Below are 24254 nucleotides of genomic sequence, written 5' to 3' on the forward strand. Positions count from 1 at the left end.
CGGTTTGCGTTTTAACGGTAGCTGGAAGATTATATGGTCATAATCTCGGCTTCCTTCTTGCTCATCGCGTCATCGATCTTCACAATGTAGCTGTCGGTATACTTCTGCACCTTGGCTTCTGCGTCCTTGATGGCATCTTCGGCGGCGCCTTCCTTCTGCAGCTTGCGCAGCGACTCGTTCACGTCTTTGCGGATGCCACGGATACGGACTTTTCCGCTTTCGGCCTCGTTTTTCACCTGCTTTACCAAGTCGCGGCGACGCTCCTCGGTCATCGGGGGCAGGTTCAGGCGAACCGAGTCAGCATCCATGATCGGGTTCAGGCCCAGGTCGCTGTTCTTGATGGCCTTCGAAATTTCGCCCAGCATGTTTTTCTCCCAGGGGCGGATAACCAACGAACGGGCGTCGGGAGCCGCCACGTTGGCCACCTGCGACACCGGCGTCGGCGTGCCATAGTAATCGACACGCAGCGAATCAAGCATTGCCGGCGTGGCTTTGCCGGCCCGGATGCGGCTCAGCTCCGTGTTGGTGTGCTGTAGGGCCTTCGCCATCGATTCTTCGGCGTCGCTCAGGTACAGCTGAATTTCTTCGTCCATGTGTGGAAAGAGAATGGTTAAATTGTTGGATGGCCAAATGGGCAGCGGTTCTACAAACCTAGAACGGCCACCCATTTAACCAGGCAGCCATTTGACAAGTAAGAATTACGCTTGCTGCTCGGCCGAGGCCGTGGAAGAGCGTTTGACGTCGGGTTGCAGGGCGCTGTGCTTCGGGTCGGGGTTGAGCTCGGCGCTGCCATTCATCGACACCAGCGTCCCTATTTCTTCACCGTTGACCAGCTTGAGCAGGTTGCCCTCTTTGTTCATGTCGAAGACGATGATGGGCAGGTTGTTTTCCTTGCAGAGCGTGAAAGCCGTCATGTCCATCACGTTCAGATTTTTCTCCATTACCTCGTCGAAGGTAATCTGCGGGTAGCGCGTGGCCGAGGGGTCCTTTTCCGGATCGGCTGTATAGATACCATCCACGCGGGTACCCTTGAGCACCACGTCGGCTTCCACTTCAATGGCGCGCAGCGAAGCGGCCGAGTCGGTGGTAAAGTACGGCGAGCCGATGCCGGCCCCGAAGATGACCACGCGGCCTTTTTCCAAGTGACGTAGCGCCCGGCGGCGGATGTATGGCTCGCACACGCGCTGAATGGTAACGCCGGAAAGCAGGCGCGTCGGGGTGCCGAGCTTTTCCAGGGCACTTTGCAGAGCCATTGAGTTGATGACCGTAGCCAGCATGCCCATGTAGTCGCCCTGCACGCGGTCGAGCCCGAAGGCTTCGGCCTGCACGCCGCGGAAGATGTTACCCCCGCCGATAACGACGGCGACTTGCACGCCCAGCTGCGCCACGGCGCGTACTTCTTCGGCGTACTGCATCAGGCGCTCAGCGTCGATGCCGTACTGCTGCTTGCCCATCAAGGCCTCGCCGCTCAGCTTCAGCAGGATTCGGTTGTATTTCAACGGTCTTGAATTAGGTTGATGACTTTGCTAGGGGCGCGGCAACGCGGGTGTTGACAGAGTTAACCGGTTTAGGCAAACTGAATCAGCACCTGTCCCTTGGTGACGTTGTCGCGCATGCCCACTTTTACGGCGCTGACTACTCCGTCGCCGGGCGACTTCAAGATGTTCTCCATTTTCATGGCTTCCAGCACGAGCAACGGCTCGCCCTTCTCCACATTTTGGCCGGGTACCACCCGAATATCCACGATAAGGCCCGGCATAGGCGCCTTCACTTCGTTGATTTTGTTGCTGGCGGCTTGGCTCATGCCAAGTTTGTCAAGTAGCAGATCAAAACGGTCCTTAGCCTGCAACTCGAAGCGGTGCCCGTCGAGTTTGAGCCGTATGGTTTTGGCCGGAGTGTCCACCTCCATTACCTCAGCCGAGTAAGAACGGCCCTGCCACAGCAAGTGGTAGCGGCCCTCGCCCAGGTACACCAGGTCCCAATCAAAGGCTTGATCGTCGACGGTAATACCGTGGGCGGTGATGTCGACACTCCATGAGTGTCCGGGGCCAGCGCTGACCTGTAGCATGCGGGTGGGGGTAAGATAGGGGAGAATGCGGCGGAAAAGGGCTTAAAGATAGGCGGAATCTGAAATTATTTCGGAACTTCAACCCTCAGATTACCCCAATTACCACCCCATGAAATATCGGGCACTCGGGGCTTTTGCGCTGTCTATTGTGTTGCCTCTCACCCTGCTGGGACAACCTTCGAAACCCGGAACGGTCAAGAAGAACACGCCGCGCAAAACCGCTCCCGCCGAAGCTCCTGGCAACATCCCACCGGCTAAGCAATCCATCATGGTGGTGCCCAACTGGCTGCCGCCGATCAACCCGCTACAGCCGGCGGCCACCATCCTGCATGATGTGCTGGATACTAAGCTCGACGTGCGTTTCGACTGGGCCAAGCAATGGCTGCTAGGCACGGCTACGGTAACCGTGCGGCCTCATTTTTACCCCCAAACGCAGTTGGTGCTCGATGCCAAGGGGTTCGACGTGAAGAGCGTTAAAATCGTTGCGGGCAACAAGGAAAAAAACCTGAACTACCAGTACGACAAACGTCGGCTTGCCATTACGCTCGACCGCACGTACGCCCGCACCGAGTCGTATCAGGTACGGGTGCAGTACGTGGCCAAGCCCAATGAATTGCCTACCGGGGGCGGCTCGGCCATTCGGGCGGCTAAAGGGCTGTACTTCATCAATCCCCTAGGCACCGACAAAACCAAGCCGCGCCAAATCTGGACGCAAGGGGAGACGGAAGGCAGCTCTTGCTGGTATCCCACTATCGATCGGCCCAACCAGCGCATGACGCAGGAAATCAGCCTCACGGTGGAACAGCAATACAAGACGCTTTCCAACGGCCTGCTCATCGCATCCAAAAAGAACAGCGACGGAACCCGCACCGACACCTGGAAGCAAAGCCAAGCCCACGCACCGTATCTGACGATGCTGGCCGTTGGAGACTTCGCCGTCATCAATGATTCCTGGCATGGCAAAGCGGTGGATTACTACGTGGAGCCGCAGAATGCTGCCGATGCCAAGCCGCTGTTCGGCCGCACCCCGCAAATGCTGGAGTTCTTCTCCAAAAAACTGGGAGTGGAATATCCTTGGGAGAAGTACAGCCAGGTATTAGTGCGTGACTTCGTGTCCGGTGCCATGGAAAACACGTCCGCTACGGTGCACGGCAGCGAGATGGTGCTGAAAACCCGGCGGCAGCTTATTGACGGTAACAGCGACGACGTCATTGCGCACGAGTTGTTTCACCAGTGGTTCGGCGACTACGTAACGGCCGAATCGTGGGCAAACCTGCCCCTTAACGAAGCCTTCGCCAACTATGGCGAGTACCTCTGGAACGAATTTAAATACGGTAAAGACGCGGCCGACCTCTGGAGCCAACGCCAACTGGCTATGTATCTGGAGGAAGCACAAGGCAAACGCGAGCCGCTCGTACGCTACCGCTACGCCGAGCGCGACGAGATGTTCGACCGGCACTCCTATCAGAAAGGGGGGCAGGTGCTGCACATGCTGCGCAATTACGTGGGCGACGATGCATTTTTTACGGCCCTGAATCGTTACCTCACCCAGCACAAATCGTCTGCGGTCGAGCTGGCTGAGTTACGACTGGCTTTCGAAGAAGTGACTGGCGAAGACCTCATGTGGTTTTTCGACCAATGGTTTTTGCAACGGGGGCATCCCGAAGTGGCCGTAGCTCACTCGTACACCGATGGTAAGGTGACCCTGAACGTCGTGCAGAAGCAGGATACCCTTTACCAGCCCGTCTACCGCTTGCCGGTGACGGTGACGACCTGGGTTAACAACCAGCCGACAGACCACCGCATCGTGGTAACCAAGGCCCGCCAAACCTTCCAGTTGCCAGCTAATCAGAAGCCCGCATTGGTCCAGTTTGATTCGGACAAACTGCTGCTTGGGGAATTGAAGGAGGAAAAAAGTCAGGATGAACTAGTGTACCAGTTCTATCACGCCCGCAACTACCGTTCAAAACAGCAGGCCATTGAGGAGCTGCGCACCAAGGTGGCGGATCTGAATGTGAGCAGCATGATGCGCAACGCCCTGAATGATCCGTTTTGGGGTGTCCGCGTCGCTGCTTTGGAAGGCTTGCGCCGCTACCGCGGCCCGGAAGGGGGAGCTGTGCGCAAAGACCTGGAGCGCGTTGCCGGCACCGATAAGGACAGCCGGGTGCGGGCTACAGCCATAGCCACGTTGTCGGCCTTCCAGAATGAGGATTACGGCAAAGTCTATACTCAGGCCCTAAACGATAGCTCTTACCTAGTACTAGGCGCTGCAATTACCGCGCTGACAAAATCCCCCACAGTAGCTGCCCAAAGCCGCATCGATGGCTTGCGAGGCGAAAAGAACTCTGCCATTGTGGGTGCCCTGTCCACGTATTTTACGTTGAATGGTGGCTTGGACCATTACCAGTGGTACCTAGCTCAGCTCGACGATGCCGACGCAGCCACTCTTTATCAACTGTTGCAGGACTTCGGTTCCTATATGCTGCGTATTCCCGCCGTTGAACGGGACAAAGCATTAAAGAAGATGGAACAGATGGCCCGAACCAATCCCAACTATGAAGTTCGTCTGGGGGCTTATAAAGGCCTCAGTACGCTGGCCGAAAACATGCCAAACCTGAAAACGACCTTGGCTGATATCCGCAGCAAAGAAAAAGATGAGCGCCTGGTGGGTATCTATAACCTGCTGCAATAGCGTTGTTTAGGCCTTTTTTGCTAAAAACAACGAAAAAAAATAGTTGAGGTTTTTGCGCTGGTGCTTGACTTGCATCAGAAAGCCCCTAATTTTGCAATCCAATTCAGCGACCTACTCACCGCAGCGGGTTTTAGGTTGAATCAAACACAACTCCGGCGTCCGGCCGGAGAATCAAGCGGGGGGATTCCAGAGCGGCCAAATGGGACGGACTGTAAATCCGTTGTCTTACGACTTCGAAGGTTCGAATCCTTCTCCCCCCACTTTATTTCTTCTTGCTATCAGCTCACACGCGGGAGTAGCTCAGTTGGTAGAGCGGCAGCCTTCCAAGCTGCAGGTCGCGGGTTCGAACCTCGTCTCCCGCTCTTTTTCCGCTGACCGAGTCTGATAAGTCAAGAATACCAGCCGTTGTAGCTCAGGGGTAGAGCACTTCCTTGGTAAGGAAGAGGTCCGGGGTTCAAATCCCCGCAACGGCTCCAGAGTGAACCTAACGGGGCAGCGCGCCTGCCGCCGTCTGGCCTGCAGCAAGCGACGTGCAGTTTTTTCCTAAGGAGAAGTCTGCGTATCGCTTTCTTGCAGTATACCCGCAGCGCGTAAGCACCCTCTTTTTCCTCAAAATTTCTTCCCAATCTCCTTACAATGGCTAAAGAAAGTTTTGACCGGTCCAAGCCGCACGTAAACATCGGCACGATCGGTCACGTGGACCACGGCAAAACGACCCTGACCGCTGCCATCACCACGGTGCTGGCTAACAAAGGTCTGGCTGCCAAGCGTGACTTCTCCTCGATCGACAACGCTCCGGAGGAAAAAGAGCGCGGTATCACCATCAACACCGCTCACGTAGAGTACGCCACCGCCAACCGTCACTACGCTCACGTTGACTGCCCGGGTCACGCTGACTACGTGAAGAACATGGTAACCGGTGCTGCTCAGATGGACGGCGCTATCCTGGTGGTAGCTGCTACCGACGGCCCGATGCCCCAGACCCGTGAGCACATCCTGCTGGCTCGCCAGGTAGGTGTACCGCAGCTGGTTGTGTTCATGAACAAAGTGGACATGGTGGACGACCCCGAGCTGCTCGAACTCGTTGAGATGGAAATCCGCGAGCTGCTGTCGTTCTACGACTTCGACGGTGACAACATCCCGGTAATTCAAGGTTCGGCCCTCGGCGGTCTGAACGGCGATGCCAAGTGGGTGGGTACCATCGAGGCGCTGATGGATGCTGTTGACTCCTTCATTCCGATTCCTCCCCGTCTGACGGACCAGCCGTTCCTGATGCCGGTAGAAGATGTATTCTCGATTACCGGCCGTGGCACCGTAGCTACCGGTCGTATCGAGCGCGGCATCATCAACTCGGGTGAGCCGGTTGAAATCCTCGGTATGGGTGCTGAAAACCTCAAGTCGACCGTAACGGGCGTTGAGATGTTCCGCAAGATCCTCGACCGTGGCGAAGCCGGTGACAACGTAGGTCTGCTGCTCCGTGGCATTGAAAAAGAAGCCATCCGTCGCGGTATGGTTATCTGCAAGCCCGGCTCGGTAACCCCCCACAAAAAGTTCAAGGCTGAAGTTTACGTTCTGTCGAAGGAAGAAGGTGGCCGTCACACGCCGTTCTTCAACAACTACCGTCCGCAGTTCTACTTCCGCACCACCGACGTTACCGGTATCATTTCGCTGGCTGAAGGCGTAGAAATGGTTATGCCTGGTGACAACGTGACCATCACCGTTGAGCTGATCAACGCTGTGGCCATGGAGAAAGGCCTGCGCTTCGCTATCCGCGAAGGTGGCCGCACGGTAGGTGCCGGTCAGGTAACCGAAATTCTCGACTAATTACGGCTTAGGTCGTATCAGGCGCACGGCCTCTACTGGGAAACCAGTAGAGGCCGTTGTGTTTTAACCAGTGCCGTAAGCTAAGTTGTCGGCTATGTATCCACTGGTTTGATATGCTTTCAGGTCGTCTCGATGAACCAGAGGCTGTTTAAAAAGCTGAGTTGTAGGACGGTAGTTTAATACCCCTGACCTTACTAATTTGAGATCAATCAGGCGCTGCATAGAGGCTGTAAACGTGATGAAACAGCCGTAATTGTCGGGGAGTCAAGAGAATCCACAGACGAAATTTTTGCGTGCAAATTTGTTTTATCCATAACCTTCGGTACATTTGCACTCCGAATTGAAGCATATCCGCTTCAATAGGAGCTTACACGGGCGTAGTTCAAGGGTAGAATAGAGGTCTCCAAAACCTTTGATGGGAGTTCGAATCTCTCCGCCCGTGCAGATTAATACCAAAGTCGGCCGCTGCTGAAGCGGCCGCTTTTGCCTTACCGCCAACCGGCCCTCAACAATGGATAAGCTGTCGAAATACTTCCGCGATACCGTCGAGGAGATGCGCTACAAAGTAACGTGGCCTTCTTTTGACGAGCTGCAGAAGAGCGCCGGTCTGGTGCTCATCGGTTCGCTGGTGTTTGCCATCGTAGTGGGCCTGATGGACGTGACGTTTGAGTCGCTGCTGAAGGCGTTCTACAACTCGTTCCGCTAAGCTTTACCACTAACCAGTTAGGAAAATGGGAGAACTGAAGTGGTACGTGGTGCGCTCCGTGAGCGGCCAGGAAAAGAAAGCCAAACAATACCTCGAAACGGAAATTCACCGCCATGGGCTCGATGAACTGGTGCCGCAGGTGCTGATTCCGGCCGAGAAGGTGTATGAGATGCGTAACGGAAAGAAGCGGGTGCGTGAGCGCAGCTTCTTTCCGGGCTATATCCTTATTCACGCGGATCTGACGCACGGTGAAGTGGACCACATCATCACTACCACGCCAGGGGTATTGGGCTTTCTGAGTGATAAGGAAGGCAAAACCGCCAACGCCAAGCCCGTGCCGTTGCGCATGAGCGAAGTGAACCGCATCCTCGGCATCGTGGATGAGACGGAGGAGCAGCCGGCAGCGCTGGAAGTGCCTTTCGTGGTAAACGAGACGGTGAAGGTTATCGACGGGCCGTTCAATGGCTTCTCGGGTACCGTGAACGAGGTGTTCGAGGAACGCAAGAAGCTGAACGTTATCGTCAAGATTTTCGGGCGCGCGCAGCCGGTAGAGCTGAGCTACACGCAGGTCGAAAAAGAAGTCTAGAAACTGTTACAGTTGGGCCACTGGTCGTCCGCTCCGGACTGGTGGCCGCTTCCATAGGAGCATTTTTCACAACGGCACTGGGTTGCCACCCAGCGTCGAAGTCTAACAACCTAAATGGCCAAGGAAATCAGAGGTTACCTGAAGCTTCAGGTAAAGGGAGGCGCGGCTAACCCTGCCCCGCCGATTGGACCTGCGCTTGGTTCGAAGGGCTTGAACATCATGGAGTTCTGCAAGCAGTTCAACGCTCGCACCCAGGATAAAGCCGGCCAAGTGTTACCTGTTCTCATCACCATGTACACTGACAAGTCGTTTGACTTTGTCATCAAGACGCCGCCCGCGCCGATTCTGCTCATGGAAGCAGCGAAGGTGCAGAGCGGGTCGAAAGAGCCGAACCGTAACAAGGTTGGCTCGGTGACCTGGGACCAAGTCCGCCAAATTGCCGAGACGAAGATGCCCGACTTGAACGCTTTCAAGATCGAGTCAGCCATGAAACTCGTTGCCGGTACCGCTCGCAGCATGGGCCTCACCATTACGGGCGAAAGCCCCCTCACCAAGTAATCGGCTAAGACCATGGCTAAAGTGAGCAAAAAGCGCAAGGAAGCCCTTGCTAAATTCGATCTGACGGAAGTACGGTCGCTGCAGGACGCCGCCAAAGTGGTAAAGGAAATCACCTTCACCAAGTTTGACGCGTCGGTAGACATCGACGTACGCCTGGGTGTTGACCCGCGCAAAGCTGACCAGATGGTTCGCGGCGTGGCGACGCTGCCCCACGGCACGGGTAAGACCGTACGTGTGCTGGCTCTGGTGAGCCCGGACAAAGAAGCTGAAGCTACCGCTGCTGGTGCTGACTTCGTAGGTCTGGACGACTACATCTCGAAAATCGAGAAAGGTTGGACGGATATTGACGTTATCATCACGATGCCGGCCGTAATGGCTAAGGTAGGCCGTCTGGGCCGCGTATTGGGTCCGCGTGGCCTGATGCCGAACCCCAAGTCGGGCACCGTAACCACGGACGTGGCCAAGGCCGTGCAGGAAGTGAAGGCTGGTAAAATCGACTTCAAAGTTGACAAAACCGGTATCATCCACACCTCGGTTGGCAAAGTGTCGTTCGACGAGCAGAAGCTGGCCGAAAACGCACTGGAGCTGATCCAGACCCTGCAGCGTCTGAAGCCTTCGTCGGCTAAGGGTACGTACATCAAGAGCATCACGCTCTCGAGCACGATGAGCCCCGGCGTACCGGTTGACACCGCTGTGAATTCCGCCAAGTAATTACACGCCTGATCATGACGAAGGAAGAAAAATACGCCCTCGTAGATGAGCTGGCCGGCAAATTCGGCGAATACAGCTTCTTCTACATCACGGATGCTTCGGGCATGACCGTGGCTAAGATCAACGAATTCCGTCGCCTCTGCTACAACCGGGGCATGGAGTACAAGGTCTACAAAAACACGCTGATCCGTAAGGCACTGGACCGTCTGGAAGGTGATACTTCCGGTATGGATGCGGCCCTGAAAGGCCAGTCGGGCATCCTGTTCTCGCAGGAGTCTGGTTCGGCACCGGCCAAGCTGCTGAAGGACTTCTACAAGTCGCAAAACTACGGCAAGAACGTAGAGCCGAAGCCGGTACTGAAAGGTGCCTACCTCGACAGCGACATCTACGTTGGTTCCAACCAACTCGAAACGCTGGCCACTATCAAAGGCAAGCAGGAACTCATCGGTGAAATCATCGGTCTGCTCCAGTCGCCTGCCAAAAACGTTATCGGTGCTCTGCAGAGCGGCGGCAACAAACTGGCTGGCATTCTCAAAACTCTCTCGGAAAAAGAAGAGGCCGCAGGCTAACCGCTGCTCTCTTTCATTCATTCAATCGTTTTCAACAACACCCCCAAATTTTTTGCAAAATGGCAGATCTGAAAGCATTTGCAGAGCAGCTTGTTAGCCTGACCGTTAAAGAAGTTAACGAACTGGCCACGATTCTGAAGGACGAGTACGGCATCGAGCCGGCTGCTGCTGCTCCGGTAATGATGGCTGGTGGCGCTGGCGCTGCTGCTGCTGACGCTCCGGAAGAGAAGACTTCGTTCGACGTAATCCTGAAGTCGGCTGGCGCTCAGAAACTGGCTGTAGTGAAGCTGGTGAAAGACCTGACCGGCCTGGGCCTGAAGGAAGCCAAAGAACTGGTTGACGGCGCTCCGAAGCCCCTGAAAGAGGGTGTTGCTAAGGATGAGGCTGAAGGCCTGAAGAAGCAGCTGGAAGAAGCTGGTGCTGAAGTAGAGGTTAAGTAATTACCTCTCTCCCTCACCTGCTTTAACTGGACTGACCATCCCGAAACAGAATACGGTTGATTCCATTTGCCGCACCTGTTTTTCCAGTCCGATAAAGCATGGATTAGACCTGGCAACTAAGTCAGGTCTTTTCCTGTTTGTAGCCTGCAAACTTTGCTAAAAGCTGTTCTGACGCTCTGGGAGCGTTTTTGCGGCGAAACAGTAGCGCGAACCTACCACGGCTCAATGGTATCCAAGAACGTTTTTGTTGCCCCTGGGGTTGTTCTTCGATGCGTGAGTGGTTGGCTCGCGCTACTGGCATGGTTTGAAGATTCCATCCTCCCAGTGTCATTTTAATTCTTAACACATTGGCTACACCCAAAGCAACGGCTAAGGCCGAGGAGCGGATCAATTTCGCCAAGATTAAGAAGGTAATCGAATACCCGGACTTCCTGGACGTGCAGCTGCAGTCGTTCCGGGACTTCTTCCAGTTGGAGACGGCGGCCGAAAACCGCTCGAACGAGGGCCTGTTTAAGGTATTTGCCGAGAACTTCCCCATCTCCGACTCGCGCGAGAACTTCGTTCTGGAATTTATCGACTACCACGTTGATCCGCCGAAGTACTCCGTGGACGAGTGCATCGACCGCGGCCTGACGTACTCGGTTCCGCTGAAAGCCAAGCTGCGCCTGCTCTGCAACGACGAGGACAACGAGGACTTCGAAACCATCGAGCAAGAGGTGTTCCTGGGGAACATCCCGTACATGACGGAGAAGGGCTCGTTCGTCATCAACGGCGCCGAGCGCGTTATCGTATCGCAGCTGCACCGTTCGCCGGGCGTGTTCTTTGCCCAGAGCAAGCACACCAACGGCACGAAGCTGTACTCGGCCCGTATCATCCCGTTCAAAGGCTCGTGGATTGAATTCGCCACGGACGTGAACAACGTGATGTACGCGTACATCGACCGGAAAAAGAAATTCCCGGTGACGACGCTGCTGCGCGCCATCGGCTACGGCACCGATAAGGACATTCTCGACCTGTTCGGGCTGTCGGAAGAGGTGAAAGCCGACAAGAAAACCCTCAAGAAGGTAGTTGGCCGCAAGCTGGCCGCCCGGGTGCTGCGCACCTGGACGGAAGACTTCGTGGACGAAGACACCGGGGAGGTAGTATCCATCGACCGCAACGAGGTGCTCTTGGAGCGCGACTCGACGGTAGAGGACTTGGATATTGACACCATCGTGGATTCGGGCGTGAAGTCCATCATCCTGCACCGCGAGAATGTCAACATCGCCGACTTCGCTATTATCTACAACACCCTCCAGAAGGACAACTCCAACTCGGAGAAGGAAGCTGTAGAGCAGATTTACCGCCAGCTCCGCAACACGGAAGCGCCGGACGAAGAAACCGCCCGTGACATCATCCAGAAGCTGTTCTTCTCTGATAAGCGTTACGACCTCGGCGACGTAGGCCGCTACCGTATCAACAAGAAGCTGGGCATCGACACGGGTTGGGACGCCCGCGTACTTACGAACGAGGACATCGTGCTCATCGTGAAGTACCTGATTGGCCTGATCAACTCGAAGGCCATCGTCGACGACATCGACCACTTGTCGAACCGTCGCGTGCGCACCGTGGGCGAGCAGCTGTACGCCCAGTTCGGCGTCGGCCTGGCTCGTATGGCCCGCACGATCAAGGAGCGCATGAACGTGCGCGACAACGAGGACTTCAAACCCGTTGACCTGATCAATGCCCGTACGCTCTCGTCGGTCATCAACTCGTTCTTCGGGACGAACCAGTTGTCGCAGTTCATGGACCAAACCAACCCGCTGGCTGAGGTGACGCACAAGCGTCGCGTATCGGCCCTGGGGCCGGGCGGTCTGTCACGCGAACGGGCTGGTTTCGAAGTACGTGACGTACACTACACGCACTACGGCCGCCTCTGCACTATCGAAACGCCGGAAGGCCCGAACATCGGTCTGATTTCGTCGCTGTGCGTGCACGCCCGCGTGAACTCGATGGGCTTCATCGAGACGCCCTACCGCACGGTAGAGAGCGGCAAGGTGGACGTCAGCTCGAACGTGAAGTACCTGACGGCCGAGGAGGAAGACACCCACCACATCGCGCAGGCCAACGCCCGCATCGATGACAACGGCAACTTCCTGTCGGAGCGCGTGAAGGGTCGTTTCGAAGGTGACTTCCCGGTGGTAGAGCCGGCGGAGTACACTTACATGGACGTAGCCCCGAATCAGATTGTATCGGTGGCTGCTTCGATGATTCCCTTCCTGGAGCACGACGACGCCAACCGTGCGCTGATGGGCTCCAACATGCAGCGCCAGGCGGTGCCGCTGTTGAAGCCCCAGGCACCCATCGTGGGTACCGGGCTCGAAGGCCGCGTGGCCATCGACTCGCGTGCTCTGGTCGTAGCCGAAGGCGACGGCGTTATCGATTACGTGGACGCCAATAAGATCATCGTAAAGTATGATCTGTCGGCCGAAGATATCCTCGTGAGCTTCGACGCGGAGCGCGTGACGTACGAGCTGATCAAGTTCCGCCGCACGAACCAGGACACCTGCCTTAACCTTACTCCGATTGTGAAGAAGGGCGAGCGGGTATACAAAGGGCAGCCGCTGTGCGAAGGCTACGCTACCGAAGCCGGTGAGCTGGCCCTGGGCCGCAACATGCAGGTGGCGTTCATGCCGTGGCAGGGCTACAACTTCGAGGACGCCATCGTCATTTCGGAGAAAGTAGTCCGCGACGACATCTTCACCTCGATTCACATCGAAGAGTTTGAGCTGGAAGTACGCGAGACCAAGCGCGGCGAAGAAGAGCTGACCTCGGAAATTCCGAACGTGAGCGAAGAAGCCGTCCGTAACCTCGACGAAAACGGCATCATCCGCATCGGTGCGGAAGTGCGCGAAGGCGACATCCTGATCGGCAAGATCACGCCCAAGGGCGAGACGGACCCGACCCCGGAAGAGAAGCTGCTGCGCGCCATCTTCGGCGACAAGGCCGGCGACGTGAAGGATGCCTCCCTCAAGGCGCCGCCCTCCCTGAACGGCGTGGTTATCGAGACCAAACTGTTCTCGCGCCCGAAGAAGGACAAGAACCTGCGCGCCAAATCCAAGCGCGAAGTAGAAGAGCTCAAGGACCGCTACGCCGCGGAGCTGCGTGGGGTGAAGGCAGTAATGGTCGACAAGCTGGTGCAGCTGCTGGAGGGCAAAACCTCGCAGGGCATCAAGCACAAGTTTGGCGACGAGCTGCTGACCAAAGGGGCCAAATTCGGCAAGAAGAACATCACCGATGCCCTCTTCCCCGAGAAGAACCCCTACAAGGACGAGAGCAACTACGCCGTGCCGGAAGAGGTGAACCTGTTCAAGGACCTCATCCTGGAAAACTGGACTGCCGACGAGAAGACCAACGCGATGGTGGCGGAGCTGGTGAAGAACTACACCAAGCGTCGCAACATCGTGACGGCCCGCTTCAAGCGCGACCGGTTTACCCTGGAGGTAGGCGACGAACTGCCCGCCGGTATCGTACAGCTGGCTAAAGTGTACATCGCCAAGAAGCGCAAGCTGAAGGTGGGGGACAAGATGGCCGGTCGTCACGGTAACAAAGGGGTAGTAGCCCGCATCGTGCGCGATGAGGACATGCCCTTCCTGCCCGATGGCACCCCGATGGACATCGTGCTCAACCCGCTGGGCGTACCGAGCCGCATGAACATCGGTCAGATCTACGAAACGGTACTGGGCTGGGCCGGCCTCAAGCTGGGTCGCAAGTACTCGACGCCCATCTTCGACGGTGGTACCGAAGACGAAGTGGCCAAGGAACTGACCGAAGCCGGCCTGCCGGATTGGGGCCGCGCGTACCTGCACGATGGTCTGACGGGTGACCGTTTCGACCAGCCCGTAACGGTAGGGGTGATTTACATGCTGAAGCTGGGTCACCTTGTCGACGACAAGATGCACGCCCGTTCGATCGGGCCGTACTCCCTCATCACGCAGCAGCCGCTGGGTGGTAAGGCGCAGTTCGGTGGTCAGCGTTTCGGCGAGATGGAAGTGTGGGCCCTGGAAGCCTTCGGTGCGTCGAACATCCTGCAGGAAATCCTGACGGTTAAGTCCGACGACGTGATTGGCCGCGCCAAAGCTTACGAAGCCATCGTGAAGGGCGATGTGCTGCCCAAGCCGAATATCCCGGAGTCGTTCAACGTACTCATTCACGAGCTACGCGGTCTGGCCCTGGAAATCACGCTGGACTAGTTTAAAAGCTGCTAACAGAATGGTTGTCGGTGCCTCGGTGCCGGCAACCATTTTGCGCATCCTGCCCTCGGCTGACTCGTCAGCGGATAGGGGAGAGGCCAAGCAGACCAGACGCATAGTACGAGCGGCTTTGCGACATGCTTTTCGGCCGTTGTTCCGAGATATGGTCAGGACAACACCAACGGGCCCAGAAGTCATCAACAAGCTGGTCGATTGGAGCCGGCGAGGCTTCGCCCAGACCCGATAAAACCTACTGCGTGGCGTACCTATCCGACCCGCAGAGCACTTTTACCGGAGTCGAGCTGTTGTGAATTTCTGCGGTGATACTCCTTGGGGTAAGAAGCAAGAGTCAGAGCAGTACACAGCAACAAGCTAAAGCTTAAACACAAGCAACATGGCGTTTGCAAAAACGAAAAAGCTGGTTCAAGACTTCTCGAAAGTCACCATCTCGCTCGCCTCTCCGGAAGCCATTCTGGAGCGCTCGAACGGGGAAGTGGTGAAGCCCGAGACGATCAACTACCGCACGTACAAGCCCGAAATGGGCGGCTTGTTCTGCGAGCGGATCTTCGGACCGGTAAAAGACTGGGAGTGCCACTGCGGCAAATACAAGCGTATTCGCTATAAGGGCATCATCTGCGACCGTTGCGGCGTGGAGGTGACCGAAAAGAAGGTGCGCCGCGAGCGAATGGGCCACATCGAACTGGTGGTACCCGTCGCGCACATCTGGTACTTCAAGTCGCTGCCCAACAAGATTGGTTACTTGCTGGGCCTGCCCACCAAGAAGCTCGACCAGATCATCTACTACGAGCGTTACGTGGTAGTGCAGCCGGGCTTGCTGGAAACGGACGGCGTGCAGCAGCTCGACTTCCTGACGGAAGACGAATACCTGGACATCATCGACAAGCTCCCCCGCGAGAACCAGATGCTGCCCAACGAAGACCCGCAGAAGTTCATCGCCAAGATGGGCGCCGAAGCGCTGTACATGCTGCTGGAGCGCCTGAACCTGGACGAACTGAGCTATTCCCTGCGCGACTCCGCCGCCCACGAAACCTCGCAGCAGCGTAAGGCGGAAGCCTTGAAGCGTCTGCGCGTGGTGGAGGCCTTCCGCGAAGCCAACGGCCGCGTGGAAAACCGCCCCGAGTGGATGGTAATCCGCATGGTGCCGGTAATTCCGCCGGAACTGCGCCCCCTCGTGCCCCTGGACGGTGGCCGTTTCGCTACCTCCGACTTGAACGACCTGTACCGTCGCGTTATCATCCGCAACAACCGCCTCAAGCGCCTGATCGAAATCAAGGCGCCCGAGGTGATTCTGCGTAACGAGAAGCGCATGCTGCAGGAAGCCGTGGACTCGCTGTTCGACAACTCGCGCAAGGTGAATGCCGTGCGTGCCGAAGGCAACCGCGCCCTGAAGTCGCTGTCCGACATGCTGAAAGGCAAGCAGGGCCGCTTCCGTCAGAACCTGCTCGGTAAGCGCGTCGACTACTCGGGCCGTTCGGTTATCGTGGTGGGTCCGGAGCTGAAGCTGCACGAGTGCGGTCTGCCCAAGAACATGGCGGCCGAGCTGTTCAAGCCGTTCATCATCCGCAAGCTCATCGAGCGCGGCATCGTGAAGACGGTGAAGTCGGCCAAGAAAATCGTGGACCGCAAGGACGCTGTGGTATGGGACATCCTCGAGAACGTGCTCAAGGGTCACCCGGTACTGCTGAACCGCGCGCCTACGCTGCACCGCTTGGGCATCCAAGCGTTCCAGCCCCGCCTGATCGAAGGCAAGGCCATTCAGCTCCACCCGCTGGTGTGTACCGCCTTCAACGCTGACTTTGACGGTGACCAGATGGCTGTGCACGTGCCCCTCGGGCCGGCCGCCGTGCTGGAAGCCTCCATGCTCATGCTGGCCTCGCACAACATCCTGAACCCGGCCAACGGCGCTCCGATTGCGGTACCGTCGCAGGACATGGTTCTGGGCCTGTACTACGTGACCAAGGGCAAGCGCACCACCGAAGAGGAAGTCGTGCAGGGCGAAGGCCGCACGTTCTACTCAGCGGAGGAAGTGGTTATTGCCATCAACGAAGGCCAGCTCTCCAAGCACGCCTACATCAAGGTGCGCACGAAAATCCGCGACGAAGAAGACAACCTCGTCACGAAGGTGATTGAGACCGTGGCTGGCCGCGTGCTCTTCAACCTGCACGTGCCGGAGGAAGTAGGCTTCGTGGACGAGCTGCTGACCAAGAAGAAGCTGCAGCAGATCATTTCGCTGGTGTTCAAGCGTACGGGCATGGCCCGCACGGCGCAGTTCCTCGACGACATCAAGACGCTGGGCTTCCAGTCGGCTTACAAAGGTGGTCTGTCGATGGGTCTGGGCGACATCCAGATTCCGAAGGAGAAGGACGAGCTGATTGCCCAAGCGCAGAACGACGTGAAGGCGGTAACCCAGAACTACCAGATGGGTCTGATTACCGACAACGAGCGTTACAACCAGGTCATCGACATCTGGACGCGCATCAACAACCAGATTACGGAGACCCTCATGTCCCGCTTGGAGAAGGAGAAGCAAGGCTTCAACTCCATTTACATGATGATGCACTCCGGCGCCCGTGGTTCGCGCGAGCAGATTCGTCAGCTCGGCGGTATGCGTGGTCTGATGGCCAAGCCGCAGAAGTCGCTGCAGGGTTCGGTGGGCGAAATCATCGAAAACCCGATCCTGTCCAACTTCAAAGAGGGCCTGGACGTAATCGAGTACTTCATTTCGACGCACGGTGCCCGTAAGGGTCTGGCCGACACAGCTCTGAAGACGGCTGATGCCGGCTACCTGACCCGCCGTCTGGTGGACGTGTCGCAGGACGTAATCGTGAACGAAAACGACTGCGGTACCCTGCGCGGCATCGAGACCTTCGCCCTGAAGGACAACGAGGACATCGTGGAGCCGTTGGCCGAGCGTATTCTGGGCCGCGTAGCCGTGCACGACATCGTGGACCCGCTGACGGACGAGGTTATCCTCACCGCCGGCGACGAAATCACGGAGGAAGTGACCCGTCGCATCGACCAGACCAGCATCGAGTCGGTGGAAATCCGCTCGGTACTGACCTGCGAATCGAAGCGTGGCATCTGCGCCCGCTGCTACGGCCGCAACCTCTCGTCGGGCCGCATGGTGCAGAAAGGTGAGGCTGTCGGCGTAATTGCTGCCCAGTCGATCGGTGAGCCCGGTACCCAGCTCACGCTGCGTACCTTCCACGTAGGTGGTACGGCCTCGAACATCGCCGTAGAAGCCAGCATCCGCGCCAAGTTTGCCGGTGTAGTCGAGTTCGAAGACGTGCGCACCGTGGATTCGGTGAATGCCGAAGGCGAACCGGTGAAGGTGGTCATGGGCCGTTCGGGCGAAGTGAAGATCGTGGAGAAGGGCACTGGCAAGGTGTTTATCTCGAACCACGTTCCCTACGGCTCGTTCCTGCTCGTGGAGGAAGGTCAGGAAGTTGAAAAGGGCCAGGAGCTCAACAACTGGGACCCCTACAACGCCGTTATTCTCGCCGAATTCGACGGTACCATCGTGTACGAGGGTATCAAAGAAGGCATCACCTACCGCGAGGAGTCGGACGAACAGACCGGCTACCGCGAGAAGGTGGTTATCGAATCGAAGGACAAGACCATGGCTCCGGCCATTATGGTGAAAGCCGGACGTTCGGGTGGCGACGAAAACCAGAAGGCGTACAACATCCCCGTAGGCTCGCACATCAACGTGGAGAACGGCGAGAAGATCAAGGCCGGTCACATCCTGGCTAAGATTCCGCGCGCCGTGGGCAAGACCCGCGACATCACGGGTGGTCTGCCCCGCGTTACCGAACTGTTCGAAGCACGTAACCCGTCGAATCCGGCGGTAGTATCGGAAATCGACGGCGTGGTAACCTACGGCACCGTGAAGCGTGGTAACCGTGAAATCTTCGTCGAGTCGAAAGACGGCGTGAAGAAGAAGTACATGGTGCCGCTGTCCAAGCACATCCTGGTGCAGGACAACGACTTCATCCGCGCCGGCTCGCCGCTGTCGGATGGTGCCATCACGCCGAACGACATCCTGAGCATTCAGGGCCCCGGCGCCGTGCAGGAGTACCTCGTGAACGAGATTCAGGAAGTGTACCGCTTGCAGGGTGTGAAAATCAACGACAAGCACATCGAGGTGGTCGTTCGCCAGATGATGCAGAAGGTGATTATCATGGACCCGGGCGATACCTCGTTCCTGGAGCACCAATCGGTCGATAAGGTGACGTTCATGGAAGAGAACGACGCCATCATCGATATGAAGGTGGTAACGGACGAAGGCGACTCGACGGTGCTCAAGCGCGGTCAGATCGTAACGGCCCGCAAGCTGCGCGACGAGAACTCCTCGCTGCGCCGCCGCGACCTGAAGCTGGTGGAAGTGCGCGACGCTTCGCCGGCCGTGTCCCGTCCGACGCTGCAGGGCATCACGCAGGCCTCGCTGGGTACGCAGTCGTTCATCTCGGCTGCTTCGTTCCAGGAGACGACGAAGGTGCTGTCGGAGGCTGCCATCCGTGGCAAAGCTGACGAACTGCTCGGCCTGAAGGAAAACGTTATCGTGGGTCACCTCATTCCGGCCGGTACCGGTCTGCGCGAGTACACGCGCATTCAGGTCGGCTCGACGGAGGATCCGGAACCGGCACCCGCCGCTCCGGCCGCCACGGACGCCCGTCCGGCCCGCGCCAGCCGCAGCAAGCGCGAAGTATCGGCCGAGTAATCGGTTAATTAAATAAGGAAGCCCGTCGGAAGCAATTCCGGCGGGCTTTTCTTTTTCTGCCTACTTTTAGGCTGATGGCATGTAGCGCGAACCTCTGTTCCGCGTCTTGTCCGCGCCATTTCAACTATTTCGTTCACTCATACGCGAAGCTTAGCTTCGCGCTACATGATGGCCCAACAACCACCTACTCCCGCGTCCGAAGAGCAACAAATCAACATCGAGCTGTCGGAGGAAATTGCCGAGGGCGAATACGCCAACCTGGCGATGATTGCGCACTCCAGCAGCGAATTCGTCATCGACTTCATCCGGCTGATGCCCGGTCTGCCCAAGGCTAAGGTAAAAGCCCGCGTGGTCATCACGCCGGAGCACGCCAAGCGGCTGCTAGCGGCGCTGCAGGACAACCTGGACCGTTACGAGCGCAGCTTTGGACCGGTGAAGACACAGACCGATATGAAAACCTTTCCCATGAACTTCAGTGGAACCATGGGCGAGGCGTAAGCCGGACCTGCTACCACGCACCAAGAGCCGCGGCATAACCCGCGGCTCTTGTTATTTTCAGTTCATGGCCAGTCTCGACCGCTTCTCCAATCACGCTGCGCAGTACGCCCAGTTCCGCATCACTTACCCCTCGGCCCTGTACGAGTTCCTGCTCTCCATCACGCCCGGCCGGGCAGTCGCTTGGGACTGCGGTACCGGCAACGGGCAGGTAGCTGTCGACCTCGCACCGCATTTTGAGCAAGTAGAGGCTACTGACATCAGCGAAAAGCAGCTGGCGCAAGCGGTGCAGCAGCCCAATATTCGCTACAGCGTCAGCAGTGCCGAACACACGGCTTTCCCTAATGCTACATTTGACCTCATCACGGTGGCGCAAGCGCTGCATTGGTTTGACGCAGAAGCTTTCCACCAAGAAGCGGCGCGGGTAGCCAAACCGGGAGCTACCGTTGCCGAGTGGAGGTACGGGTTGCTAGTAATCAACGCGCAGATTGATCCGCTGATTCGGCACTTCTATACTGACATTGTTGGACCCTACTGGGACGAGAACCGCCGGCACATCGACGATGAGTTTGCCCGCATCCCGTTTCCCTTTGCCGAGCGGCAGCACCAACGCTTTGAAGAGCGACAGCACTGGGATGCTGAGCGGTTTCTACGTTACTTGCAAACGTGGAGCAGCGTGCAACGCTACCAGCAAGCGTTAGGGGAGGAGCCGCTGCGGCAGATCGAGCAAGCGTTACGCGAATTGTGGGGCGAAGGAAAGCGCGAAGTCTGCTTCCCAATCTTCCTGAGAACCGGCAAAATCAGCTAGTAGTAAACGCTTTTACATAAGGCCGTAATTGGTAAACCTGCATACGGAATGGGGCAATGTGTTTGGTAGAAATGGGTTTTGAGTACCGCATCATCTGCACCTTGACCATCGAGCAGGCCAGTAGCATTCTTGCCAAAGCCCCACACCTGGACCACTGCGACGAGTTGGGACGGCATGAGTACCGCAGTGCCGGCGCCCTGACTAGCATACCCGACGCCGAGCTGCTGCGCGCCGAGTATGGCCTTTACTTCTGCGATTACAGCCGTAGCCGCACCAGCCTGGAGGTGCTGGGCTACGTGCTCAGCCGTTGCGCCGACCTCGGGCCAGTGATGCTACAGGCCGCTGATTAACCCAGTTTGACTCAAACCGCCAAGGAAAAGCCTACCCGACACCGGGCGGGCTTTCATCATTCTTGGGGACGTACAACTCAGCTGTTAGCAAACCCGCTGATAATGAGCTTTCCGCCTCCTCCGTGTTAAGTTACATTACCCGTTTGCTATTGTAAATCAGACTCTCTACCTTTGCAAGCCTAATTTTTTGGGAGAAGACCCTCCCGGACAAAACGCTCAATAGATGCCAACCATCAACCAATTAGTGCGCAAAGGCCGCGAGAAGCTGACGACGAAATCCAAGTCGCCCGCCCTCGATTCGTGCCCGCAGCGCCGTGGTGTGTGCACCCGCGTGTACACCACCACGCCCAAGAAGCCGAACTCGGCCATGCGTAAAGTAGCTCGCGTGCGCCTGACCAACGGCAAAGAAGTTAACGCCTACATCCCGGGCGAAGGCCACAACCTGCAGGAGCACAGCATCGTGCTGATCCGCGGTGGCCGCGTGAAAGACCTTCCCGGCGTGCGTTACCACATCATCCGTGGCGCCCTGGACACCGCCGGCGTAAACGGCCGTTTGCAGCGTCGTTCGAAGTACGGTGCCAAGCGTCCGAAGCCCGGTCAGCCGGCCGCAGCCGCTGGCAAAGGTGGCAAACCCGCAGGCAAGAAGAAATAGTAATCAGGTAGTTGGGGCCTGAACGTTGACCACGGGTCTGAGTAATGCGCCGCAGGGCGTGTGAAGCTAGGTCACGAACTACCCCAGTCCCCACGACTCCTCATATACCATGAGAAAAGCAAAACCGAAGAAGCGTATCCTCCTGCCGGACCCCAAGTTCGGCGAGACGCTGGTAACCCGTTTCGTTAACTACCTGATGTACGACGGCAAGAAAAGCCTGGCGTACGGCATCTTCTACGATGCCCTGGAGCAGGTAGAATCCCGCACCAAGGAAAACGGCCTCGAGCAGTGGCGCAAAGCCCTGAACAACGTGATGCCGACCGTGGAAGTAAAGAGCCGCCGCGTAGGCGGTGCTACCTTCCAGGTGCCCACGGAAGTTCGCCCCGACCGTCGTATTGCCGTTGGCTCGAAGTGGCTGATTCAGTACTCGCGTCGCCGCGGTGAGAAGACGATGAAAGACAAGCTGGCCGGCGAAATCATCGCCGCCGCCAAAGGTGAAGGTGCCGCCGTCAAGAAAAAGGACGATACCCACCGGATGGCTGAAGCCAACAAGGCCTTCTCGCACTTCCGCTTCTAATTCAGCGAATGCGTGAATGAGTGAACGAGTGATGTTGCCGCTACGGAACCTAATCACTCATTCACTCATTCTCTCATTCACTCATTGATACAGAGAAATGGCTGTTAACGAAAACCTGAAGTACCTCCGCAACATTGGGATTATGGCGCACATCGACGCCGGTAAGACCACGACCTCGGAGCGCATTCTCTACTACACGGGTAAAACCCACAAAATCGGGGAAGTGCACGAAGGTGCAGCCACGATGGACTGGATGGAGCAGGAGCAGGAGCGTGGTATCACCATCACCTCGGCCGCTACCACCACGTTCTGGAACTACCCCACGGAGCAGGGCGAATCCACTCCTGAGACCAAGCAATACAAAATCAACCTGATTGACACCCCCGGCCACGTTGACTTCACCGTTGAAGTTGAACGTTCGCTGCGCGTGCTCGACGGTGCCGTTGCTCTGTTCTGCGCCGTTTCGGGCGTGGAGCCGCAGTCGGAAACCGTATGGCGTCAGGCTGACAAATACAAAGTGCCGCGCATCTGCTTCGTCAACAAGATGGACCGCGCCGGTGCTGACTTCTTCAAGGCTGTTTCGGAAATCAAAGACAAGCTCGGTGCTAACCCCGTGCCCCTGCAGATTCCGATTGGCGCTGAAGACACCTTCAAAGGCGTAGTGGACCTGCTGACCGGCAAGGCCATCGTATGGGACGACGCTACCCAAGGCAAAACCTACAAGGAAGTGCCGGTTCCCGAGGACCTCGTGGACACCGTAGCCGAGTGGCGTGAGAAGCTCGTGGAAAGCGTGGCCGAGTACGACGACACGCTGATGGAGAAGTTCTTCGACGATCCGGACAGCATCACCCGCGAGGAAATGATGACGGTAATCCGCCAGGCGGTTATCGACATGAAGTTCTCGCCGGTAATGTGCGGCTCGGCCTTCAAGAACAAGGGTGTACAGGCTATGCTGGACGCCGTTATGGCCTACCTGCCCTCGCCGCTGGACATGCCCGCCGTTGTTGGTACCAACCCCGACACCGGTGAGGAAGTAGAGCGTCACCCCGACAACTCGGAGCCTTTCACCGCCCTGGCGTTCAAGATTGCCACCGACCCCTTCGTGGGCCGTCTGTGCTTCTTCCGCTGCTACTCGGGTCAGCTCGACGCCGGTTCGTACGTGTTCAACAACCGTACGGGCAAGAAGGAGCGCATCTCGCGTCTGATGCAGATGCACTCCAACAAGCAGAACCCCATCGACAAAATCCAGGCTGGTGACATTGCCGCCGGCGTAGGTTTCAAAGACATCAAGACCGGTGACACCCTGACGGAAGAGAAAGACCGTCTCGTGCTCGAGTCCATGTCGTTCCCCGAGCCCGTAATCGGCTACGCCATCGAGCCCAAAACTCAGGCCGACGTCGACAAGATGGGTATGGCCATTGCCAAGCTCGTGGAAGAAGACCCCACCCTCACGGTATTCACCGACCAGGAAACTGGCCAGACGGTACTGCGCGGCATGGGTGAGCTTCACCTGGAAATCATCATCGACCGTATGCGTCGCGAGTTCAAGGTTGAAATCAACCAGGGTGCTCCGCAGGTGGCCTACAAGGAGATGATTACCAAGAAAATCGAGCACCGCGAAGTCTACAAGAAGCAGACGGGTGGTCGTGGTAAGTTCGCTCACATCGAGTTCGAACTGGGCCCGAAGGAAACCGATCCGGAGAAACCCGGTCTGGAGTTCGTCAACGGCATCACCGGTGGCGTTATCCCGAAGGAATTCATCGCGCCGATCCAGAAGGGCTTCGAAGAAGCGATGAAGACGGGCGTACTGGCCGGCTTCCCGCTGGACTCGATGCGCGTACGCATCTACCACGGGTCGTACCACGATGTGGACTCGGACGCCCTGTCGTTCGAAATGGCGGCTCGCCTCGGCTACAAGGAAGCAGCCCCGCGTTGCGCTCCGAAGCTGCTCGAGCCCATCATGGCCGTAGAAGTGGTGTCGCCGGACGAGTACACGGGCCCGGTAACGGGTGACCTGAACCGTCGTCGAGGCATCATGAAGGGCATGGACACGAAGGCTGGCGCCCAGGTTATCAAGGCTGACGTTCCGCTGTCGGAACTGTTCGGCTACGTGACCGACCTGCGCACCATCTCTTCGGGCCGCGCTTCGGCTTCGCTGACCTTCTCGCACTACGAGCAGGTGCCGCAAAACCTCGCTGAGGGCATCATCGCCAAAGTAAAAGGCGGTAAGTAATTCCTGCTTTCA

Annotated in this window: 19 protein-coding genes and 4 tRNA genes; 20 read left to right on the top strand and 3 right to left on the bottom strand. The window is 57.4% G+C overall.

Annotation, left to right across the window (positions count from 1 at the left end; translation table 11 throughout):
* Positions 1-29: 29 nt before the first annotated feature.
* The 3 genes from frr to ACYVKQ_RS07205 form a co-directional block, all read right to left on the bottom strand.
* Positions 30-593, bottom strand: coding sequence for a ribosome-recycling factor (frr, locus tag ACYVKQ_RS07195; protein WP_460577112.1), 564 nt, complete (start codon positions 591-593; stop codon positions 30-32).
* 105 nt (positions 594-698) lie between these two features.
* Positions 699-1499 (bottom strand): uridine monophosphate kinase, encoded by an 801-nt coding sequence (gene pyrH, locus ACYVKQ_RS07200; RefSeq protein ID WP_460577114.1) that lies wholly within the window; start codon positions 1497-1499, stop codon positions 699-701.
* Between the two features lie 68 nt (positions 1500-1567).
* Complete coding sequence (locus tag ACYVKQ_RS07205; RefSeq protein WP_460577116.1) at positions 1568-2068, bottom strand: acyl-CoA carboxylase biotin carboxyl carrier protein subunit; 501 nt, start codon at positions 2066-2068, stop codon at positions 1568-1570.
* Between the two features lie 109 nt (positions 2069-2177).
* On the opposite strand from ACYVKQ_RS07205, the gene ACYVKQ_RS07210 reads away from it, so the two are divergent.
* The 20 genes from ACYVKQ_RS07210 to fusA all read left to right on the top strand — a co-directional run bounded on the left by ACYVKQ_RS07210 (position 2178) and on the right by fusA (position 24242).
* Complete coding sequence (locus ACYVKQ_RS07210) at positions 2178-4760, top strand: M1 family aminopeptidase (RefSeq protein WP_460577118.1); 2583 nt, start codon at positions 2178-2180, stop codon at positions 4758-4760.
* 177 nt (positions 4761-4937) lie between these two features.
* Positions 4938-5020 (top strand) — tRNA-Tyr (locus tag ACYVKQ_RS07215).
* A 29-nt stretch (positions 5021-5049) separates the two neighbouring features.
* Positions 5050-5122, top strand: a tRNA-Gly gene (locus tag ACYVKQ_RS07220).
* A 39-nt stretch (positions 5123-5161) separates the two neighbouring features.
* Positions 5162-5236, top strand: a tRNA-Thr gene (locus ACYVKQ_RS07225).
* Positions 5237-5396: 160 nt separating this feature from the next.
* Positions 5397-6584, top strand: coding sequence for an elongation factor Tu (gene tuf / locus ACYVKQ_RS07230; protein WP_460577120.1), 1188 nt, complete (start codon positions 5397-5399; stop codon positions 6582-6584).
* A 371-nt stretch (positions 6585-6955) separates the two neighbouring features.
* A tRNA-Trp gene (locus ACYVKQ_RS07235) sits at positions 6956-7026 on the top strand.
* A gap of 69 nt (positions 7027-7095) precedes the next feature.
* A complete protein-coding gene (gene secE / locus ACYVKQ_RS07240; protein ID WP_460577122.1) occupies positions 7096-7290 on the top strand; it encodes a preprotein translocase subunit SecE in 195 nt (64 codons plus the stop codon).
* Positions 7291-7315: 25 nt separating this feature from the next.
* Positions 7316-7876, top strand: a complete 561-nt coding sequence (gene nusG, locus ACYVKQ_RS07245) for a transcription termination/antitermination protein NusG (protein WP_460577124.1) — start codon at positions 7316-7318, stop codon at positions 7874-7876.
* 114 nt (positions 7877-7990) lie between these two features.
* Positions 7991-8434 (top strand): 50S ribosomal protein L11, encoded by a 444-nt coding sequence (rplK, locus tag ACYVKQ_RS07250; protein ID WP_460577126.1) that lies wholly within the window; start codon positions 7991-7993, stop codon positions 8432-8434.
* A 12-nt stretch (positions 8435-8446) separates the two neighbouring features.
* Positions 8447-9145 (top strand): 50S ribosomal protein L1, encoded by a 699-nt coding sequence (gene rplA, locus ACYVKQ_RS07255; RefSeq protein ID WP_460577128.1) that lies wholly within the window; start codon positions 8447-8449, stop codon positions 9143-9145.
* Positions 9146-9159: 14 nt separating this feature from the next.
* The gene (gene rplJ / locus ACYVKQ_RS07260) at positions 9160-9714 is read left to right on the top strand and encodes a 50S ribosomal protein L10 (RefSeq protein WP_460577130.1); all 555 of its coding nucleotides are present in this window, start codon (positions 9160-9162) and stop codon (positions 9712-9714) included.
* A 59-nt stretch (positions 9715-9773) separates the two neighbouring features.
* Complete coding sequence (gene rplL / locus ACYVKQ_RS07265; protein WP_460577132.1) at positions 9774-10154, top strand: ribosomal protein bL12; 381 nt, start codon at positions 9774-9776, stop codon at positions 10152-10154.
* Between the two features lie 347 nt (positions 10155-10501).
* Complete coding sequence (rpoB, locus tag ACYVKQ_RS07270; RefSeq protein ID WP_460577134.1) at positions 10502-14386, top strand: DNA-directed RNA polymerase subunit beta; 3885 nt, start codon at positions 10502-10504, stop codon at positions 14384-14386.
* Positions 14387-14780: 394 nt separating this feature from the next.
* Positions 14781-19127: a DNA-directed RNA polymerase subunit beta' gene (rpoC, locus tag ACYVKQ_RS07275; protein ID WP_460577136.1), complete on the top strand. Its 4347-nt coding sequence runs from the start codon at positions 14781-14783 to the stop codon at positions 19125-19127.
* Between the two features lie 168 nt (positions 19128-19295).
* Entirely contained in the window at positions 19296-19625 is a 330-nt protein-coding gene (locus ACYVKQ_RS07280) for a DUF3467 domain-containing protein (RefSeq protein WP_460577257.1), read from the top strand.
* 64 nt (positions 19626-19689) lie between these two features.
* The gene (locus ACYVKQ_RS07285; protein ID WP_460577138.1) at positions 19690-20430 is read left to right on the top strand and encodes a class I SAM-dependent methyltransferase; all 741 of its coding nucleotides are present in this window, start codon (positions 19690-19692) and stop codon (positions 20428-20430) included.
* 56 nt (positions 20431-20486) lie between these two features.
* A complete protein-coding gene (locus ACYVKQ_RS07290; protein WP_460577140.1) occupies positions 20487-20780 on the top strand; it encodes a hypothetical protein in 294 nt (97 codons plus the stop codon).
* Positions 20781-21003: 223 nt separating this feature from the next.
* Entirely contained in the window at positions 21004-21432 is a 429-nt protein-coding gene (gene rpsL / locus ACYVKQ_RS07295; protein ID WP_078013202.1) for a 30S ribosomal protein S12, read from the top strand.
* Positions 21433-21541: 109 nt separating this feature from the next.
* Positions 21542-22009: a 30S ribosomal protein S7 gene (gene rpsG, locus ACYVKQ_RS07300; protein WP_111478191.1), complete on the top strand. Its 468-nt coding sequence runs from the start codon at positions 21542-21544 to the stop codon at positions 22007-22009.
* A gap of 97 nt (positions 22010-22106) precedes the next feature.
* Positions 22107-24242 carry an elongation factor G gene (gene fusA, locus ACYVKQ_RS07305; protein WP_460577142.1) on the top strand — a complete coding sequence of 712 codons (2136 nt, stop codon included), beginning with the start codon at positions 22107-22109 and terminating at the stop codon, positions 24240-24242.
* The last annotated feature ends 12 nt before the right edge of the window (positions 24243-24254 follow it).

This window comes from Hymenobacter coalescens (assembly GCF_054783195.1).

What these genes read in the sequence shown, in the direction of transcription:
- ACYVKQ_RS07290 (WP_460577140.1), top strand. Translation starts at nt 20,487, where the DNA reads ATGTGTTTGGTAGAAATGGGTTTTGAGTACCGCATCATCTGCACCTTG.
- tuf (WP_460577120.1), top strand. Translation starts at nt 5,397, where the DNA reads ATGGCTAAAGAAAGTTTTGACCGGTCCAAGCCGCACGTAAACATCGGC.
- fusA (WP_460577142.1), top strand. Translation starts at nt 22,107, where the DNA reads ATGGCTGTTAACGAAAACCTGAAGTACCTCCGCAACATTGGGATTATG.
- rpsG (WP_111478191.1), top strand. Translation starts at nt 21,542, where the DNA reads ATGAGAAAAGCAAAACCGAAGAAGCGTATCCTCCTGCCGGACCCCAAG.
- rplJ (WP_460577130.1), top strand. Translation starts at nt 9,160, where the DNA reads ATGACGAAGGAAGAAAAATACGCCCTCGTAGATGAGCTGGCCGGCAAA.
- ACYVKQ_RS07280 (WP_460577257.1), top strand. Translation starts at nt 19,296, where the DNA reads ATGGCCCAACAACCACCTACTCCCGCGTCCGAAGAGCAACAAATCAAC.
- frr (WP_460577112.1), bottom strand. Translation starts at nt 593, where the DNA reads ATGGACGAAGAAATTCAGCTGTACCTGAGCGACGCCGAAGAATCGATG.
- ACYVKQ_RS07210 (WP_460577118.1), top strand. Translation starts at nt 2,178, where the DNA reads ATGAAATATCGGGCACTCGGGGCTTTTGCGCTGTCTATTGTGTTGCCT.
- ACYVKQ_RS07285 (WP_460577138.1), top strand. Translation starts at nt 19,690, where the DNA reads ATGGCCAGTCTCGACCGCTTCTCCAATCACGCTGCGCAGTACGCCCAG.
- rpsL (WP_078013202.1), top strand. Translation starts at nt 21,004, where the DNA reads ATGCCAACCATCAACCAATTAGTGCGCAAAGGCCGCGAGAAGCTGACG.
- rpoC (WP_460577136.1), top strand. Translation starts at nt 14,781, where the DNA reads ATGGCGTTTGCAAAAACGAAAAAGCTGGTTCAAGACTTCTCGAAAGTC.
- nusG (WP_460577124.1), top strand. Translation starts at nt 7,316, where the DNA reads ATGGGAGAACTGAAGTGGTACGTGGTGCGCTCCGTGAGCGGCCAGGAA.
- ACYVKQ_RS07205 (WP_460577116.1), bottom strand. Translation starts at nt 2,068, where the DNA reads ATGCTACAGGTCAGCGCTGGCCCCGGACACTCATGGAGTGTCGACATC.
- rplK (WP_460577126.1), top strand. Translation starts at nt 7,991, where the DNA reads ATGGCCAAGGAAATCAGAGGTTACCTGAAGCTTCAGGTAAAGGGAGGC.
- rplL (WP_460577132.1), top strand. Translation starts at nt 9,774, where the DNA reads ATGGCAGATCTGAAAGCATTTGCAGAGCAGCTTGTTAGCCTGACCGTT.
- rplA (WP_460577128.1), top strand. Translation starts at nt 8,447, where the DNA reads ATGGCTAAAGTGAGCAAAAAGCGCAAGGAAGCCCTTGCTAAATTCGAT.
- secE (WP_460577122.1), top strand. Translation starts at nt 7,096, where the DNA reads ATGGATAAGCTGTCGAAATACTTCCGCGATACCGTCGAGGAGATGCGC.